Below are 16593 nucleotides of genomic sequence, written 5' to 3' on the forward strand. Positions count from 1 at the left end.
GGATTTCAACGGCCGCCTAGAGTCGCTCTTAGGACAAGTATGACTCAGCTCACATCACCATAACAGCGCCGAAAGCGAGGTGAGGACCAGTGAAGAACATCAAGCTCGTGCACCACCGGCGGGAGGAGTGGGATGAAAACCACTTCGAGCTCTGGGCGGCGGAACTTCAAGCCAAGAACGCTCAACTCACCTCCGCGGCTTGGGTTGGTTGGCACGAAGAAGAGGAAGACCCTGCGTAATTCGGATGGCCCTTGCGCCAAATGGATAGTCCGGATTTCAGCGACTGCCTAGAGTCGTTTCTAGAAGAACTATGACGCACGTCATATTTTCACAACGTGACAAGTACGGGAAAGGCTTGGACCATGTCAGGACTTCAGGGCAGGACGGCAATCGTTACCGGCGGTGCAACCAAGGTCGGGCAGGGCGTGGTGGCCGCGCTGCGGGACGCCGGCGCCGCGGTGGTGGTTGCGGACATAGATCCCGACGGCGAATCACTTACCACCGGACTGGGCGAAGGCATCCACTACTCCCACACTGACATCACCGATGACCACGCCGTGAATCGGCTGGTCAGCGCAACCGTCGCCGCGCACGGAAGCCTCGACATCCTGGTGAACCTTGCCTGCACCTACAAGGACGACGGCGCTGCCTCCGGGCGCGCCGACTGGCTCGAGGCACTCAACGTCAACCTCGTCAGCGCAGTGGTGGCCAGCAACGCAGCCCGCCCCCACCTGAAGGCCTCCGGGCACGGCGCCATCATCAACTTCACCTCAATCTCCAGCTCAGTAGCCCAAACCGGCCGCTGGTTATACCCGGCGAGCAAAGCCGCGCTGGTGCAAGTCACCCGGAGCATGGCCGTGGACTTCGCAGAAGACGGTATCCGCGTGAATTCCGTCAGCCCCGGCTGGGTCTGGAGCAACATCATGGACTCACTCAGCAACGGGAACCTCGAAAAGACAGACTCCGTGGCGGCCCCCTTCCACGCACTCAAGCGGGTCGGCCGCCCCCACGAGGTGGGTGACGTCGTCGCGTTCCTCGCCAGCGACCAAGCAAGTTTCGTGACCGGCGCAGATTGGGCCGTCGACGGCGGCTATTCCGCCTTGGGCCCGGAACGCGCCGAAGAGACCATTCCCCTGCTCGCAGCAAACTAACGCCAAGCTTCACAACAACTTCCACCATAGAGAAAGGCAACGCCATGACACAACGCCACATCACCATCGTCGGTGCCGGCCAGTCCGGGCTGCAGCTGGGTATCGGACTGCTGGACGCCGGCTACCAAGTGACCACCATTTCCAACCGCACACCGGAAGAGATTCACGAAGGCAAGGTTGCCTCCAGCCAGTGCATCTTCCACAACGCCTTGGAACACGAGCGGGCCTTGGGGTTGGATTTTTGGCCTGACGCCCCCACCGTTGACGGCATCTCTTTCACCATCCCCCACCCCGAACTGCCGGGTGAGAAAGCCATCAGCTGGGCCTCCCGCTTGGACAACCACGCCAAGTCGATCGATCAGCGCCTGAAGTTCCCCAAGTTCATGGAGGAGTTCACAGCACGCGGCGGAGAGCTCGTCTTCGAAGACGCGGGGGTAGCCGAGCTGGAGAAGTACACGCAGAACTCGGACCTGGTGATTGTGGCCGCCGGCAAGGGCGAGATCGCGCAACTGTTCACCCGTGACGCGGACCGCAGCACCTACGATGCACCGCAGCGCGCCCTGGCCTTAACCTACGTGAAGGGCTTGAAGCCGCGCGAGGACTACTCGGCGGTCTCGTTCAACCTGATCCCCGGCGTTGGCGAGTACTTCGTCTTCCCGGCGCTCACCACCACCGGCCCCTGCGAAATCATGGTCTTCGAAGGGGTTCCGGGCGGGCCAATGGACTCTTGGAAGGGACTCTCACCCGAGGAGCATTTGGAAAACTCCAAGAACATCCTCAAGGCCTTCCTGCCGTGGGAAGCAGAGCGCGCCACTGATGTGGAACTCACTGATCCCAACGGCGTTCTCCAGGGCAGGTTTGCGCCCACCGTCCGCCACCCAATTGCCACCTTGCCGAGCGGCCGGCAGGTACTTGGCCTGGCCGACGTCGTGGTTTTGAACGATCCGATCACGGGGCAGGGTTCCAACAACGCGAGCAAATGCGCGGCGTCGTACTTGGACAGCATCACCCGGTACGGCGGTGGAGCCTACGATGCAAACTTCATGCAGGCCACTTTTGAGCGATATTGGGATTACGCGCAGCACGTTGCACACTGGACGAATGCCCTCCTGGCTCCGCCTCCGCCCCATGTCCTCGAGCTCTTGGGGGCTGCGAACAGCGAGCCGGCTATCGCTCATCGCTTCGCCAACGGCTTCAACCACCCACCGGAATTCCAGGAGTGGTTTATGTATCCGGATAAAGCCGCGAGCTACCTCGCGGACCTGTCTGCCGCCAAAGTTTCGTAGCACGACCCTGCTAATAAGGACTCAACCATGCGAAAGATAGCAATCGTGGGGGCCGGCGAATCCGGCGCCCAGCTGGCCTTGGGCCTGCAACGTGACGGCTACGCGGTGACGCTTCTGTCCGACCGTTCCGCTGCCCAGATCCGCACCGGCAAGGTCATGTCCAGCCAGTGCATGTTCTCCACAGCCCTCGACGCCGAAGCCCACATGGGAACGGCGCTCACCGAATTCTACGAATCCGGATCCGTCCCTGGCATCACCTCAATCCGGCTACGTGTGGATGCTGATGAACCCATCGAATGGGAAGCACCCCTGGACGGTCCCGCCCGGTCCATTGACCAGCGCATCAAGAGTGCCCTCTGGATCGAAACATTTGTTGCAGCCGGTGGTGACTTCCGCATTGAGAAAGTCACACCGCGCATGCTCGAAGAACTCGCCCATGATTATGAGCTGGTCATTGTGAGCACAGGAAAGGGTGAGATCGGCCAGATCTTCCCCCGCGACAAGGCGAAATCACCCTTCGACCGGCCGCAGCGGGTGCTGGCGCTGAACTACGTCACGCCCGACGGCGGCGCTTCCGCCGGCTCGTCCGACGACGGTGCTTCCGCCGGCTCGTCCGCCGCCGGTACCGGCAGCGCGGGCGACGCCATCCGCATGTCCATGGCCCCCGGCGTCGGCGAATTCTTCACGTTCCCGGGCCTGACCATATCAGGCCCCTGCCGCATGATGGTGTTCGAGGGCGTGGTGGGCGGCCCCATGGACCGCTGGACCGACGTCGGAACCCCCGAAGAGCAGCTCAAGCGTTCGCTGGAAATCCTGCGGGAACATTTCCCGCACGAGGCAGAGAACTTTGCCACCGCGGAGCTGACCGACAGCGGCGCGACGCTCCTGGGGCGCATCACGCCCACGGTGAGGTCCGCCGTCGGGGAACTCGGCAACGGGAAGCTGGTGTTCGGGCTCGGTGACGCCGTGGTCCTCAACGATCCCCTCACCGGGCAGGGTTCCAACAACGCCACCCTGGCCGCGAAGTACTACCTTGATTCGATAGTTCGCCGAGGCCAGCAGCCTTTTGACCGTGCCTGGATGGAGCGCACCTTCGACGAATTTTGGCGCGGCTGGGGGCAATGGGCGGTGGAGTGGACCAACGATCTCCTGAAGCCACGCCGCGATCATCAGAAGACGCTCCTCCGTGAAGCCGCTGACCATCCGGCACTGGCGGCAAGCATCGTCAGCGGCTTCGATGATCCCCGGACGTCATACCCCTGGTGGTTCGATCCCACCGCGGCCGCTGACTTCATGCAGGCCCGGAAAGAGGACGATGCTGCTGCCTTCGATGTGAGGGACTTCAGGGGTGCGTTGGGTCAGTTCGCCACGGGCGTCACGGTGGTTACCACTGTGTCTGCGGACGGCAGAAAAGTGGGCATGACCGCGAATTCCTTCACGTCAGTGTCCATGGATCCGCCGCTGGTGCTCTGGTGCCCCAGCAAACGCGCCCCCAGCCTGGGCGATTTCGAGGACGCAACGCATTTTGCCATCAACATCCTGGCGAGTGACCAGCACGTCCTGTCCCGCCAGTTCGCCACGCCCGCCACGGACAAGTTCGCCGGCGTGGAAACAGCTGACGGCATCGCCGGTGTTCCGCTACTGGAGGGTGCAGTAGCAACGTTCCAGTGCCGCACCGTTGCGCGACATGATGCCGGGGACCATGTCATCTACGTGGGTGAGGTGGAAAGCTACAACCACCAAGACGGCGCTCCCCTGGTGTTCCACGGCGGAAAATACCACGCCACTGCCAGCCATCCGGATTTCTAGTCACGCCTTTTGACTTCTGTGCACTTCTGAAAGGAACGGATATGGACCATCCCCTTGACGTCGCGATCATAGGCTCAGGCATCAATTCGCTGGTCGCGGCAGCCGAGCTGGCCTTGGCAGGGAAGCGCGTGTGCATCATTGAGCGCTCGGATCGGTTGGGTGGGTTCATCCAATCCGCGGAGCGTACCCTCCCGGGTTTCATCCACGACACCTTCTCCTCCTGGCACCCGTTGTTCGTGTCCGGCGGCGCCTACTCGGCGTTGGGAGAAGAACTGCACCGCCGGGGTCTGGAGTACTGCAACACCTCCGGCCCAGTGACGGCCAGCGTTGCTGCGGATCCTGCTATCGGAGCCCACCGCGTGGTCATCGCACACAGGGACCCGGCCGAGACGGCTGCTGCGTTCAAGGAGCCACGCGATGGGGCCGCGTATCTGGCCATGCTCGATGATCTGGGCCGCAATGCCGGAACGGTTTTCGGGGCTTTCGGGGCGGAACTTCGCTCGTTTGGGGAGGTGGCGAAGATTGCCTTCGGAGCCGTGGGACGCGGGCGTTTCTCAGGGACGGAGGCCTTTGTCCGGGATTCCGTGATGAGCGGCCGGAATTACACCCGCAGCCGCTTTGACGGGTGGGAAGCGGACCAGCTGTGGTCTCCCTGGCTCCTGCACGCAGGGCTCGGCCCGGACCAGGCAACCGGTGGAGTCATGCTGCCCGTGATGGCCATGAGCATGCACAGCTTCGGGCTTCCTGTTGTGAAGGGCGGCGCCTCGCAGTTTGTGGCCGCCTTTGAGTCTTTGCTCAGGGACAACGGCGTCCGGATCATGCTGGGTGCGGAGGCCGACGAGATCCTGGTGGACTCATTCGGTGCCGTGGCCGGAGTGCAGACATCGCAAGGTGTGGTCACCGCAGACACGGTGCTCGCGAACGTATCGCCCCAGGCCCTCTACACCCAACTCCTTCGCCAGCCACCGGCCGGTACTGCCGAAGCCGCTGAACGCTACCAAAACGGCCGCGGGGCCATGCAGATCCACCTGGCCCTGGACCGTCCTGTCGAGTGGCTCGATCCCAGGCTCAACAGCGTTCCGCTGGTTCACATCAGCAACGGCTCGGACAGCACGGGAATTGCCTGCGCCCAGGCCGAAGCCGACCTGTTGCCCAGCGAACCCACCGTGGTGGTGGGACAGCAGTGCGTACTGGATCCGTCGCGGGCTCCGGAGGGCAAAGCAACGCTGTGGCTGCAGTTGCAGGAAGTGCCGTTCTCTCCCGTGGGTGATGCGGCGGGCCAACTGTCGGTTGCCGAAGGTTGGACCCACGAACTGAAGCAGGGATATCTGGAACGGGTCCTGGACCGGTTGGAGCAGTTCGCTCCGGGCACACGCGCCACTGTTCTTGCTTCGGACATTCTGACGCCGACGGACTTGTCCTCGGCCAACCCCAACGCGGTGAACGGAGACCCCTACGGCGGTTCCGCGGAGCTCTTCCAAAACCTGCTGTGGCGGCCCTTCCCCTCCGCCGCCGGACACCGGGCTGCCGTCCAAGGGCTGTGGCACATCGGCGCTTCAACCCATCCCGGTCCCGGGCTTTCCGGGGGTTCCGGACATCTGGTTGCGCAGAAGTTGACCGCGAAACCCTCACGATTTTCCCGTATTCAATCAGCACTGAAACCAAGCAAGCGATAGGAGAACAATGTCTGTTCTGGCCGGGCTCACTGCAGCCCTTTCGAGAGGTTCCGTGGAGATCATCGACCTCACCACGCCGCTCAGTTCCGAGACCCCCATCCTGAACCTGCCGCAGCCGTTCGCGAACACGGTGGGGTTGTCCGTTTCGCCGGTGAGCAATTTCGACGACGCCGGTCCGGCCTGGGCGTGGAACGACGTCACCGTGGGCGAACACGCCGGGACGCACTTGGACGCCCCGGTCCACTGGATCACGGGTAAGGACGGCAAGTCGGTGGACCAGATCGAACCACACCGACTGGTGGGCCCGATTGTAGTGATCGACAAGACCGCCGAGGTTCTCGGCAACCCTGATTTCCTGTTGGAACCGGAACACTTCGAGCAGTGGCAACAGGAGCACGGTGCCTTCCCTCAGAATTGCTGGGTCATTTTCCGGACCGGATGGGCGGAACGTGGCACTGATGCGGCGGCGTTCGTCAACGCGGACGACGCCGGACCCCACACTCCCGGGGTCTCCGCAGCAGGTGCCAAGTGGCTTGCCGGCAACGCCTCAATCAGCGGTTTCGGCGTGGAAACCGTGGGCATCGACGCTGGCCAAGCCGGGGCCCTCGATCCGATGTTCCCCGTCCACTCCTTCCTTCTGGGCGCGGACAAATACGGCGTGACGTCCCTGCGGAATGTGGACCGGCTCCCCGTCACGGGTGCCACCCTGGTGGTCGCTCCGCTGCCGATCGTGGGCGGCACCGGAAGCCCCAGCCGCGTGTACGCGCTGATTGAAAAGGACGTGGTGGAAACAGCATGAGCGAACATGTGCGGGTCTCCACGCTGGTGGGAAGGACGCTGGCGAAACTCGGCGTCGGGCATGTTTTCGGCGTGGTGGGCAGCGGCAACTTCGATGTCACCAGCACGCTCATGGCCGAAGGCATCGGGTTCACAGCAGCCCGGCATGAGGGCGGCGCCGCGACCATGGCTGACGCTTACTCGCGGATGTCCGGCAAGGTGGGCGTGGTGACCACGCATCAAGGGTGCGGTTTGAGCAACGCCATCACCGGGATCGGTGAGGCAGCGAAGAGCCGCACACCGCTGATCGTGCTCACCGCCGACACCCAAGCTGCAGCGATCAGGTCCAACTTCAAGATCGACCAAGACGGACTGGCCCGCAGCGTAGGCGCCGTGGCCGAGCGCATCCACTCCCCCGCAACCGCCGTCGCGGACACCGTCCGGGCTTTCCGGACCGCGGTGAACGAGCGCCGCACGGTGGTACTGAGCTTGCCGTTGGATGTCCAAAGCGGCACCGCGGCAGACGAAGTGAGTGCCGTCGTCGTGCCCGAGCCGTTGAAGGTTCGTCCGGACGCTGCCGCCGTTGAGCAGTTGGTGGCACTGATCGCGGCCGCGGAACGGCCCGTGTTCGTCGCCGGACGCGGCGGACGTGGTGCACGGGACGAGATCCTGGAACTCGCACGGCATGCCGGCGCCTTGGTGGCGACGTCCGCGGTGGCGAGTGGGCTGTTCAACGCCGACTCCCACAATCTGGGTATTTCGGGTGGTTTCTCCTCCCCGACCACGGCAGAGCTCATCAGCGGCGCGGACCTGATTGTGGGCTGGGGTTGCGCGCTGAACATGTGGACCATGCGGCACGGCCGACTGATCTCCGCAGGCACCAAAGTGGTGCAGATCGACGTCGAAGATTCAGCGCTCGGCGCCAACCGCCCCATCACCCTTGGCTTGCTGGGTGATTCGGCGCTAACCGCGGTCGATGCTTTGGAGGCGCTGCGCTCCGTGCAGTCAGAGCCAGCGGAAAAGTACCGAACCGAAGCCAACGCACTGGCCATCAAACAGGGCTCCAGATGGCGGGACCTCGAAACTGAAGACCTGTCCACGGCAACATCCATCGATCCCCGGGTCCTCACCCGTGAACTCGACACCCTGCTCCCTGCCGAGCGGATCGTGGCAGTCGATTCAGGCAACTTCATGGGGTACCCCAGCCAATACCTCGCCGTGCCGGACGAATTCGGGTTCTGCTTCACCCAGGCTTTCCAAGCAATCGGACTCGGACTCTACACGGCCGTCGGCGCCGCCCTCGCCCAACCGCAACGGCTCCCGGTCCTGGGTGCCGGGGACGGTGGATTCCTCATGGGCATCAGCGAACTCGAGACCGCCGCCCGGCTCAAACTCCCCCTGGTGTGCATCGTCTACAACGACGCAGCCTACGGGGCAGAGGTACACCACTTTGCTTCGGAGCATTCCGAGAAGCACCTCTCCAGCGTGGTGTTTCCCGAGACCGACATTGCAGCGATCGCCCGCGGGTTCGGGGCTGAGGGCGTCACCGTCCGGACCGTGGCCGACCTTGATGCCGTGCTCCCGTGGATCGCTGCCTACGAAGCCGGAACTCAGGACCGTCCGTTGGTGATCGACGCGAAGATCGCCTCCGACGGCGGTTCATGGTGGCTGGCCGAGGCCTTTCAAGGCCACTAAGCACCGGGCTCTCCCAACTGGGTAGCAGCAAACGTCGCTATGAGCGGTCATAGCGACGTTTGCTGTCACTTACTTGGGGTGGTTATGCGTCGACGTCCGTGTTCACGATGTACACGTCGCAGGGAGCACCGTGGGCCACGCTGTTGGCGATGCTGCCGAGTACGCGGCCGAGGCCCTTCATGCGCTTGTTGCCCACCACGATCAGCGAGGCGTTGTTGGTCTCGGCGTAGTTGATGAGGGCGTTGGCAGGTGTGCCGCGGGCTGCGAAGTACTTGATGTTGCCTGCGGGAACGTCCAGCTCTTCGGAAACCTTGCGGGCCACGTATTCTGCGGAGTCCGCGGAGGAGACGGTGATGCGGTCGCTGCCGCTGCCGAATTCTTCAATGCGGTCATCGGAGAAGCCGCTGATCACGTGCAGTTCGGCGCCGAGGGCGGTGGCGAGCTTCGCTGCTGCCACTGCTGCGCGCTTGGCCGTCTCGCTGCTGTCAACGCCGACCACAATAACTTCTGACATGAGTACTCCTGGTTGTGGGGATTCACTGGGTGCTGCTGCAAGAAATCTACACTCCATCCCCATCCGCCGGGATGACCCTTTTGCGCCGGGAGTGTTTACGGCCGGAATCACTGGGTAGTGATTAAGCATCGGAGCGATCACACGACCGAAAGGCAAGACAATGAGCGACGCACCATTTTCCCCGCAGACCGCCATCGTCACGGGATCGGATTCCGGCATCGGGCGGGCCACCGCGGTGGCCTTGGCCAAAGCAGGAATGGACGTGGGGATCACGTGGCACTCGGATCAGCAGGGCGCTGAGGAAACCGCGGAGGAAGTGCGCGGCCTGGGCAGGAAAGCTGTGGTCCACCAACTGGACACCACGGATGTCCGGGGAACAGCTGCAGCCATCGACAAGCTCGCCGAGGAACTTGGCGGTGCGGACGTCTTCGTCAACAACTCCGGAACCGGCGATGGCACTAAGTTCCTTGAGCTGGACTACGACACGTGGATGTCCACCTTGGATACCAACCTCAACGGGGCTTTCATCGCAATGCAAACAGCAGCCAAACGCATGGTGAAGGCCGGCCGCGGTGGGCGCATCATCGCTGTCACCAGCGTCCATGAGTTCCAGCCGAGGGTTGGAGCCTCCGCCTACGACGCGTCCAAGCACGGCCTGGGTGGCCTCATCAAAACCATGGCCTTGGAACTCGCTGAGCACGGCATCACCGCCAACAACGTGGCACCAGGTGAGATTGCCACTCCCATGACAGGCCAGGAGGACGAGGATCCCAAACAGAAGGAACGGCCTGGAGTCCCCTTGGGGCGCCCCGGCGATGCGCGGGAAATCGCCGCCGTCATCGCCTTCCTGGCATCACCGGATTCCAGCTACGTCAACGGCGCCTCGTGGCCTGTGGACGGCGGAATGTTGCAGATGGGACCACAGGCAGGTTCGCACATCACCAGCAACGACTGGCGCGAAAGCTAAGCCCCTGCAGACTCTGGCCGCACGGTGATCCGTGGGCTAGTCTGCATGGACGGCCTGCCTGGCGGGCCTGATTTTCCAGAGATTCGTAAGACGTTGATGAGGAGCACCATGGCTGGCCACACATATAGCGTTTCCGAAATTGTAGGAACTTCCACCGAGGGCGTTGACGACGCGATCAAGAATGGCATCGCAACAGCCTCCCAGACCCTGCGGAACCTGGACTGGTTTGAGGTCAAGGAAATCCGCGGCCACCTTGAGGACGGCGCCGTGGCCGACTGGCAGGTCACCATCAAGCTTGGTTTCCGCCTGGAGCGCTGATCACCCCTCTACCCATCCCGCGAGATGGCAGTTGACGCCCATGTTTTCCGAAAACATGGGCGTTAACTGTCGTCTCGGCGGGCGGGTTCGGGTTCGGGCACGGCGGCCGCCTCACCGAAGCTCAGCAGCGTTAAAGCGTCCGACGACGGCGAACCGGCCTTCGCGGAATAGATCCTCAGCATCTGGTCGGGGTCGTCCGGGAGACTGAGCGTCTCAAAGTTCAGTTCCAAGTCACCCACAATCGGGTGGTGCAGCCGAACAGTGCCGGCGGATCGCGATGCCACCCTATGCCCGGCCCACCACTGCCGGAAGTGCTCGCTGTGTACGGCGAGCTCGCCCACGAGTTGGTTGGTCTGCGGATCGTTGGGGTGTCGGCCCACGTCCATCCTGAGGGCGCCCACGGCTTCAGCGGCCACAGTTTTCCAGTCCCTGAACAGCTGTTCCGCCAAGGGATCCAGGATGATCCAGCGGGTCAAGTTCCGCTCCCCGGCGGGGAGTGACGGGAAATCGGTGAAGAGCAGGTGGGCCATGCGGTTTCCGGCCAAGACGTCGGCGCGCCTGCCCAGCACCATGGCAGGAACATCGCCGACGGCGTCGAGCAGCTGCCGGAGCCCGGGCCTGACCTTTTGCACGGGACCGGGATTGCCTGCGGAACTTGCACAGTGCTCCAGGAGGTCCATCATGTGCGCTTGCTCCCCCGCGTCCAGGCGCAGTGCGCGGGCCACAGAGTCGAGGACGGCCTTGGATGGGTGGATGTTGCGGCCCTGTTCCAGGCGCGTGTAGTAGTCAGTGCTGACTCCGGAGAGTCGGGCAACTTCTTCGCGGCGGAGCCCGGGCACCCTGCGGGCACCGCTGGACTCTTGCGCTCCAGCGTCCTCGGGCGAGAGGCGGGCACGCATGACCTTGAGGAATTTACCGAACTCGGCGCTTTGACCCATCCGTCCATTCTGCCGTTCGGGGCGTGTGAAAGACCACCATTTTGGGTAGGACTATCAGACCTAGGAAAAACAGGATCATGTTGGATTGCTGACTCTGCCGCCAAAAGTGCATAGGCTCAGTACAGAGCCTCCGAAAACGCTTTCTGGAGTGTCGCAACCCTAACCAATTCCGTCGAAGGAGACCGTCATGCCAGAGCTGACTTTAAACAACGGCGTCACCATTCCCCAGCTCGGGTTCGGTGTCTTCCAAGTACCTGCCGAGGAAACGCAGAAGGTCGTGGAAGACGCATTGGAAGCCGGCTACCGCCACATCGACACCGCGGCTGCCTACCGCAACGAGGCAGGAGTCGGCGCTGCCGTCGCGGCCTCGGGCATCCCCCGCGAAGAACTCTTCATCACCACCAAGCTCCGCAACGGCGAGCAAGGCGAGGCCTATGACGCCTTCCAGCGCAGCCGCGACGCTTTGGGCCTTGAAGTTATCGACCTGTACCTGATCCATTGGCCTGTCCCCTCGCAGGGCCTCTACACGCAGGCATGGAAAGAGATGGAGAAGCTGTACCAGGACAAGCAGATCCGGGCTATCGGCATCTCCAACTTCCTCTCGGACCACTTGGACACGTTGCTCAAAGAAGCTGAAGTAGTTCCCGCCGTAAACCAGATCGAAGTCCACCCCACGTACCAACAGGCCGAGCTGGCCAACAAGTGCCGCGACCTCAGCATCGCCGTGGAAGCTTACAGCCCGCTGGGCCAGGGCAAGGACCTGAACTCCGAGCAGGTGGCCCTTGTGGCGGCGGCCCACGGCACTACTCCTGCACAGGTGATTCTGGCCTGGCACCTTGCCCAGGGCACAATCGTGATCCCCAAGTCCGCAGACTCGAAAAGGATGCGCGAGAACTTCGGCGCGGCCGATCTCACCCTCACCGAATCCGAGCTGGCTGCGATCACGGCACTTGAGGCGGGCGCCCGCATAGGGTCCGATCCCGCCGTCGCTGCTTTCACCCAGCTCTAAGAAAGGACAAACATGCAGTACACGCATCTGGGCCGTTCCGGCCTCAAAGTTTCACGGCTCTGCCTGGGCACCATGAACTTCGGTCCGCAGACGGACGAAGCCACAGCTCACTCGATCATGGATTCCGCGCTGGATTCCGGCATCAACTTCTTCGACACCGCCAACGTGTACGGAGGAACCGGGCACCGCGGCTGGACCGAGGAAATCATCGGTCGATGGTTCGCGAAGGGCGGCGAGCGCCGTGAGCGCACCGTCCTGGCCACTAAGTTGTATGGCACCATGACGGACCGACCCAACGAGTCCAAGCTGTCGGCGCTCAATATCCGCCGTGCACTCGATGCCAGCCTGAAGCGGATGCAGACGGATTACATCGACATTTACCAGTTCCACCACATCGATCGGGATACGCCGTGGGACGAGATCTGGCAGGCCATCGAGGTAGCTGTCCAGCAGGGCAAGATCCTGTACTCGGGAAGCAGCAACTTTGCGGGCTGGCACATCGCCCAAGCCCAGGAAGCCGCCCGGAGGCGGAATTACACGGGTCTCGTCAGCGAACAGTCCATCTACAACCTGTTCCGGCGCGAAGTTGAGCTTGAAGTAATTCCCGCCGCGCAGCAATATGGCTTGGGCCTGATCCCGTGGTCGCCACTGCAGGGCGGGCTCCTTGGCGGCGTGCTGAAGAAGGAAGAGCAGGGTGTTCGCCGCACTGAGGGCCGGGCTCTGGAGACCCTCAAGAAGCATGAGGAACAGATCCGCCAGTACGAGGATTTTGCGGACGAGTTGGGTCATGCGCCCGGAGATGTAGCGCTGGCTTGGTTGCTTCACCAGCCTGCCGTGACGGCTCCCATCGTGGGACCTCGAACCCAGGAACACCTTGATGCTGCTATCCGCGCTCTTGAGGTCACCCTGAACGCGGACGCCCTCAAGCGCCTTGACGACATCTTCCCGGGCCACCGCACCGCCCCCGAGGACTACGCCTGGTGAGCAGCGCCCTCCCCCACACCCTCGGAACGGCGGCGGACACCGTGTCGCCGCGGAACATCCTGTTCATCGGCGGGACCGGGGTCATCAGTGCGGCGGCGGCTGAACGCGCCGTCGCACTGGGCCACGGGCTGACCATCCTCAACAGGGGAAGGTCAGCCGGCAGGCCGGTGCCGGAAGGCGCGGAAGTCCTCCACGCGGATGTCCGTGACGCCGCCGTCGTGCGTGAGGTACTTCAAGGAAGAGAGTTCGACGCCGTTGCGGACTTCATCTCCTACACACCGGATCAGGCGCGGGCCGGGTTGGAACTGTTCCGCGGGCGGACCGGGCAGTACGTTTTCATCAGTTCCGCTTCGGCGTACCAGAAGCCCCCTACGACGCTTCCCATCAGGGAGTCGACTCCGTTGAAGAACCCGTTCTGGCAGTACTCGCGGGACAAGATTGCTTGCGAGGAACTGCTGTTCGAGGCTTACCGTGAGCAGCACTTCCCGTTGACAGTAGTCCGGCCGTCCCACACTTATGACCGGACCAAGATCGCCATGGTGGGCGGTTGGACCGACATCCACCGGATGCGGGCTGGAATGCCGATCCTGGTGCACGGCGATGGAACGTCCCTTTGGACGCTTACCCATGCCCGGGATTTTGCCAAGGCGTTCGTCGGTCTCTTGGGCCGGCCCCAAGCTGTGGGTGAGAGCTACACCATTACCTCTGACGAGTTCCTGCCGTGGAACCAGATTTATCGCTTGTTTGCGCGTGCGGCCGGGGTGGAAGAACCGGAGCTGTTCCATGTTTCATCGGACACCATCGCAGCCCACAGCCCGGAGCTCGGCCCCAATCTTTTGGGCGACCGCTCGCACTCCGTGGTGTTCGACAACTCCAAAATCAAGGCACTCGTCCCTGATTACCGGGCCACGATTCCGTTCGCGGACGGTGCGCGGGAGATCGTGACATGGCATGATCGGCATCCTGAGCTACAGGTGGTTCAAGAGGACTATATGGAGCTATGCGATCGGCTTTACGAAAGGAATGTGCGCGCATGACAATTGCCCCGCTCATTGAACTCAACGATGGCAACAAGATTCCGCAACTGGGACTCGGCACGTGGCCGTTGAATGATGCCCAGGTTGCCGATGCCGTGGCGGAAGCGGTGTCGCACGGTTATCGCCACCTGGACACGGCGAAGAAGTATGGCAACGAGAAGGGAGTGGGCAACGGCATCCGGGCCTGCGGGGTGAATAGAGAAGAGCTCTTCATCACCACCAAATTGGATGGCGAGTTCCAAGGCTCCGGCAAAGCCGTCGCCGGGCTGGACGGCTCGTTGGAGCGGTTGGGGCTGGAATACGTCGATCTCCTCTTGATCCACTGGCCGCTCCCCCGCCGCGGTGAGTTCGTGTCCACGTGGAAGACCTTCGAGGAACTGCAGGCCTCCGGCAAAGCACGATCGATTGGCGTCTCCAACTTCAAGCCCTCCCACCTGGACCAACTGTTCAGGGAGACTGATGTTGTTCCCGCCGTCAACCAGATCCAGGTCAGCCCGTCCATCCCGCGGCCCGCTGCCCGGGCTTTCAATGAGGCGAACGGCATCATCACCGAGTCGTACAGCCCGCTGGGCGCCGGCAGCGACCTCTTGAACGCGCCAGTGTTGGCCGGCATCGGCAAGAAGTACGGTAAGAAGCCGGGCCAGGTGGTGCTGCGCTGGCACATTCAGCAGGGCTTGGTGGCCATACCCAAAAGCGCGAATCCGCAAAGAATGAAAGAGAACCTGGACATTTTCGACTTTGAACTGGACCATGACGACCTCACCCGACTGCAAACCCTCGACGCCGGACCGGACGCCGGTGTGGACTCAGACGTACAGGGGCACTGATCACCATGGCTACTCAAAAGGCACTGATCTGGGTTGGTTCCTACACAGCCGACAGGAACGGCAACGGCGATGGCATCGTCGCGCTTTCGGCCGATGATGACGGCCAGCTAACCGCCATTGGTTTGGCTGTCGCCGCCAACTCGCCATCATTCCTTGCACCGCACCCGTCACTCCCGGTGGTCTACGCCGTAGCCGAGGAAGGCAAGACGGTGCGGGCGTATCGCCGGAGGGGGGACGCTGAACTGGAGGCTTTCGGCGACCCCTGGCCCGCAGGCGAAGCGACCTGCCACGTAGCCGCCGATCCTCAGGGTCGCTTTATTGTGGCCACCTGTTGGGGCGACGGTCAGGTCATCTTGTATGAACTGGACGACGACGGCGCCATCACCTCGCGCACCAGCGCGGCAGCCGCCGTCGATCCCCACACTGCAACGTCTCCGGACGAGCAGCGACCCAGCCGGGCGCACTCAAGCTTGATGCTGCCGGACGGCCGCGTCATGACCACGGATTTGGGGCATGATCTGGTCAGGGTGTGGCGGTACTCGCCGGGTGAAGGCCTGCAGTTGGATCATCAGGTGATCCTGCCGAAGGGCTCCGGGCCCCGGCACATGGCCCGCCATCACAGCGGAACCGTGTTCGTGGACACCGAATATTCCGTTGAGGTAGCCGCACTTCGGATGGAACCGGACGGCACCTACGAGCTGACTGCCATAGTTCCAGCGAGTGCCGCTGGGGCAAAAGAGGGCGACGCCGGCGCGGAGATTGCGCTCTCACCCGACGGACGCTTCGCTTACGTGGGCGTGCGGGGATCCAACCGCATCTGCGTGTTGAAGGTGTCCCACGGCGGGGCTGAGCTGGAGCCCCTCGCGGAGGTGCCGTGCGGCGGTGAGTGGCCGCGCCACCACCTGGTCCGCGAAGGCTGGTTGTACGTCGCCAACGAAGGCTCGGACGACGTCGTGAGCTTCAAACTGGACCGTGAAAGCGGCCTGCCAGGCGGCATCGTGAGCCGGGTGGAGACGGGCTCTCCGAGTGTGCTGGTTCCCGCTGGTTAACTACCGCCGAGATGGCATTTAATACGCATGATCCGCTCAGACATTGGTATTAGATGCCACCTCGGCGAGTCTTTTCAGGCGGTCCAGACCTCAACGTCGTCCGTTCCGCAGATAAGCTTGCGTCCCGTCGGCTCGAGGATGACCCAGAGCAATTCCTGGTGCTTGGAAACATCGTCCACGCGGCCAGTTCCGGCTCCCCATGCGACGTCGTAGATCCACACGGGATCGCCGGAGCTTAGTTCAGTCCACTCTGCCACCGGTACGTGCCGGTAGTCGGCGGGCCTGTTCAGGATGGTACTGGTCATGCCGACACTTCAGCGGCAGTGCGGCGCCGCCAGATAGTGGGTACACCGTTGTGCGCCGGCAGGATGTGGCCTTCCGCGAAAACCTGGACGGCATCCGGGTCGGAGGCCGGGCTCCACAGGCCTGACGCCGGGCAGTGGGAACCGGTAGGCATGACGCGGGTGGCTCGTTCGCGCAGGAGGGCGATGCTCTTCATCGTTGAAACTCATCCTTGGAGGTAGATCGGGGTGTTTGTGAAGCAGATCTCTTCTAC

At 62.9% G+C, this 16593-nt stretch carries 18 protein-coding genes; 14 read left to right on the forward strand and 4 right to left on the reverse strand.

The window, feature by feature from the left end:
- Positions 1 to 89 precede the first annotated feature (89 nt).
- The 7 genes from RIF72_RS05830 (at position 90) to RIF72_RS05860 (ending at position 8394) form a co-directional block, all read left to right on the forward strand.
- Positions 90 to 239 carry a hypothetical protein gene (locus tag RIF72_RS05830; RefSeq protein ID WP_179017524.1) on the forward strand — a complete coding sequence of 50 codons (150 nt, stop codon included), beginning with the start codon at positions 90 to 92 and terminating at the stop codon, positions 237 to 239.
- Positions 240 to 362: 123 nt separating this feature from the next.
- Positions 363 to 1151 (forward strand): SDR family oxidoreductase, encoded by a 789-nt coding sequence (locus tag RIF72_RS05835; protein ID WP_309073910.1) that lies wholly within the window; start codon positions 363 to 365, stop codon positions 1149 to 1151.
- A 44-nt stretch (positions 1152 to 1195) separates the two neighbouring features.
- On the forward strand, positions 1196 to 2437 hold the full coding sequence (locus tag RIF72_RS05840; protein WP_309073911.1) for a styrene monooxygenase/indole monooxygenase family protein: 1242 nt from the start codon (positions 1196 to 1198) through the stop codon (positions 2435 to 2437).
- Positions 2438 to 2464: 27 nt separating this feature from the next.
- Positions 2465 to 4246 (forward strand): flavin reductase, encoded by a 1782-nt coding sequence (locus tag RIF72_RS05845; RefSeq protein WP_309073912.1) that lies wholly within the window; start codon positions 2465 to 2467, stop codon positions 4244 to 4246.
- 41 nt (positions 4247 to 4287) lie between these two features.
- Complete coding sequence (locus tag RIF72_RS05850; protein WP_309073913.1) at positions 4288 to 5922, forward strand: NAD(P)/FAD-dependent oxidoreductase; 1635 nt, start codon at positions 4288 to 4290, stop codon at positions 5920 to 5922.
- A gap of 7 nt (positions 5923 to 5929) precedes the next feature.
- A complete protein-coding gene (locus RIF72_RS05855) occupies positions 5930 to 6721 on the forward strand; it encodes a cyclase family protein (protein WP_309073914.1) in 792 nt (263 codons plus the stop codon).
- Positions 6718 to 8394, forward strand: a complete 1677-nt coding sequence (locus RIF72_RS05860; protein WP_309073915.1) for a thiamine pyrophosphate-binding protein — start codon at positions 6718 to 6720, stop codon at positions 8392 to 8394. The genes RIF72_RS05855 and RIF72_RS05860 overlap by 4 nt, the downstream gene beginning before the upstream one ends.
- Before the next feature lie 82 nt (positions 8395 to 8476).
- On the opposite strand, the gene RIF72_RS05865 is transcribed toward RIF72_RS05860, so the two are convergent.
- The gene (locus RIF72_RS05865) at positions 8477 to 8908 is read right to left on the reverse strand and encodes a universal stress protein (RefSeq protein WP_054808808.1); all 432 of its coding nucleotides are present in this window, start codon (positions 8906 to 8908) and stop codon (positions 8477 to 8479) included.
- 160 nt (positions 8909 to 9068) lie between these two features.
- Between RIF72_RS05865 and RIF72_RS05870 the strand changes: the two genes are divergently transcribed.
- The gene (locus RIF72_RS05870; RefSeq protein WP_309073916.1) at positions 9069 to 9875 is read left to right on the forward strand and encodes an SDR family oxidoreductase; all 807 of its coding nucleotides are present in this window, start codon (positions 9069 to 9071) and stop codon (positions 9873 to 9875) included.
- 108 nt (positions 9876 to 9983) lie between these two features.
- Entirely contained in the window at positions 9984 to 10193 is a 210-nt protein-coding gene (locus tag RIF72_RS05875) for a dodecin (protein WP_011773002.1), read from the forward strand.
- A gap of 62 nt (positions 10194 to 10255) precedes the next feature.
- Here RIF72_RS05875 and RIF72_RS05880 read toward each other — a convergent pair whose 3' ends face one another.
- Complete coding sequence (locus RIF72_RS05880) at positions 10256 to 11131, reverse strand: helix-turn-helix transcriptional regulator (protein WP_309073917.1); 876 nt, start codon at positions 11129 to 11131, stop codon at positions 10256 to 10258.
- Between the two features lie 187 nt (positions 11132 to 11318).
- Between RIF72_RS05880 and RIF72_RS05885 the strand changes: the two genes are divergently transcribed.
- Genes RIF72_RS05885 through RIF72_RS05905 form a run of 5 tightly spaced genes read left to right on the forward strand, consistent with a single transcriptional unit; the run spans position 11319 to position 16037 of the window.
- Entirely contained in the window at positions 11319 to 12140 is an 822-nt protein-coding gene (locus RIF72_RS05885) for an aldo/keto reductase (protein ID WP_309073918.1), read from the forward strand.
- Between the two features lie 12 nt (positions 12141 to 12152).
- Positions 12153 to 13124 carry an aldo/keto reductase gene (locus tag RIF72_RS05890; RefSeq protein WP_309073919.1) on the forward strand — a complete coding sequence of 324 codons (972 nt, stop codon included), beginning with the start codon at positions 12153 to 12155 and terminating at the stop codon, positions 13122 to 13124.
- Positions 13121 to 14161 (forward strand): NAD-dependent epimerase/dehydratase family protein, encoded by a 1041-nt coding sequence (locus RIF72_RS05895; RefSeq protein WP_309073920.1) that lies wholly within the window; start codon positions 13121 to 13123, stop codon positions 14159 to 14161. Before RIF72_RS05890 ends, RIF72_RS05895 begins: the two co-directional genes overlap by 4 nt.
- Complete coding sequence (locus RIF72_RS05900) at positions 14158 to 14988, forward strand: aldo/keto reductase (protein WP_309073921.1); 831 nt, start codon at positions 14158 to 14160, stop codon at positions 14986 to 14988. Before RIF72_RS05895 ends, RIF72_RS05900 begins: the two co-directional genes overlap by 4 nt.
- Positions 14989 to 14993: 5 nt before the next feature.
- Positions 14994 to 16037, forward strand: a complete 1044-nt coding sequence (locus RIF72_RS05905) for a beta-propeller fold lactonase family protein (protein ID WP_309073922.1) — start codon at positions 14994 to 14996, stop codon at positions 16035 to 16037.
- A gap of 74 nt (positions 16038 to 16111) precedes the next feature.
- Here RIF72_RS05905 and RIF72_RS05910 read toward each other — a convergent pair whose 3' ends face one another.
- Together RIF72_RS05910 and RIF72_RS05915 are read right to left on the reverse strand one after the other, a co-directional pair.
- A complete protein-coding gene (locus tag RIF72_RS05910; protein ID WP_309073923.1) occupies positions 16112 to 16342 on the reverse strand; it encodes a hypothetical protein in 231 nt (76 codons plus the stop codon).
- Positions 16339 to 16536, reverse strand: a complete 198-nt coding sequence (locus RIF72_RS05915; protein ID WP_309073924.1) for a hypothetical protein — start codon at positions 16534 to 16536, stop codon at positions 16339 to 16341. Before RIF72_RS05915 ends, RIF72_RS05910 begins: the two co-directional genes overlap by 4 nt.
- Between the last annotated feature and the right edge of the window lie 57 nt (positions 16537 to 16593).

The organism is Paenarthrobacter sp. (assembly GCF_031180005.1).
Classification (GTDB): Bacteria; Actinomycetota; Actinomycetes; order Actinomycetales; family Micrococcaceae; genus Arthrobacter.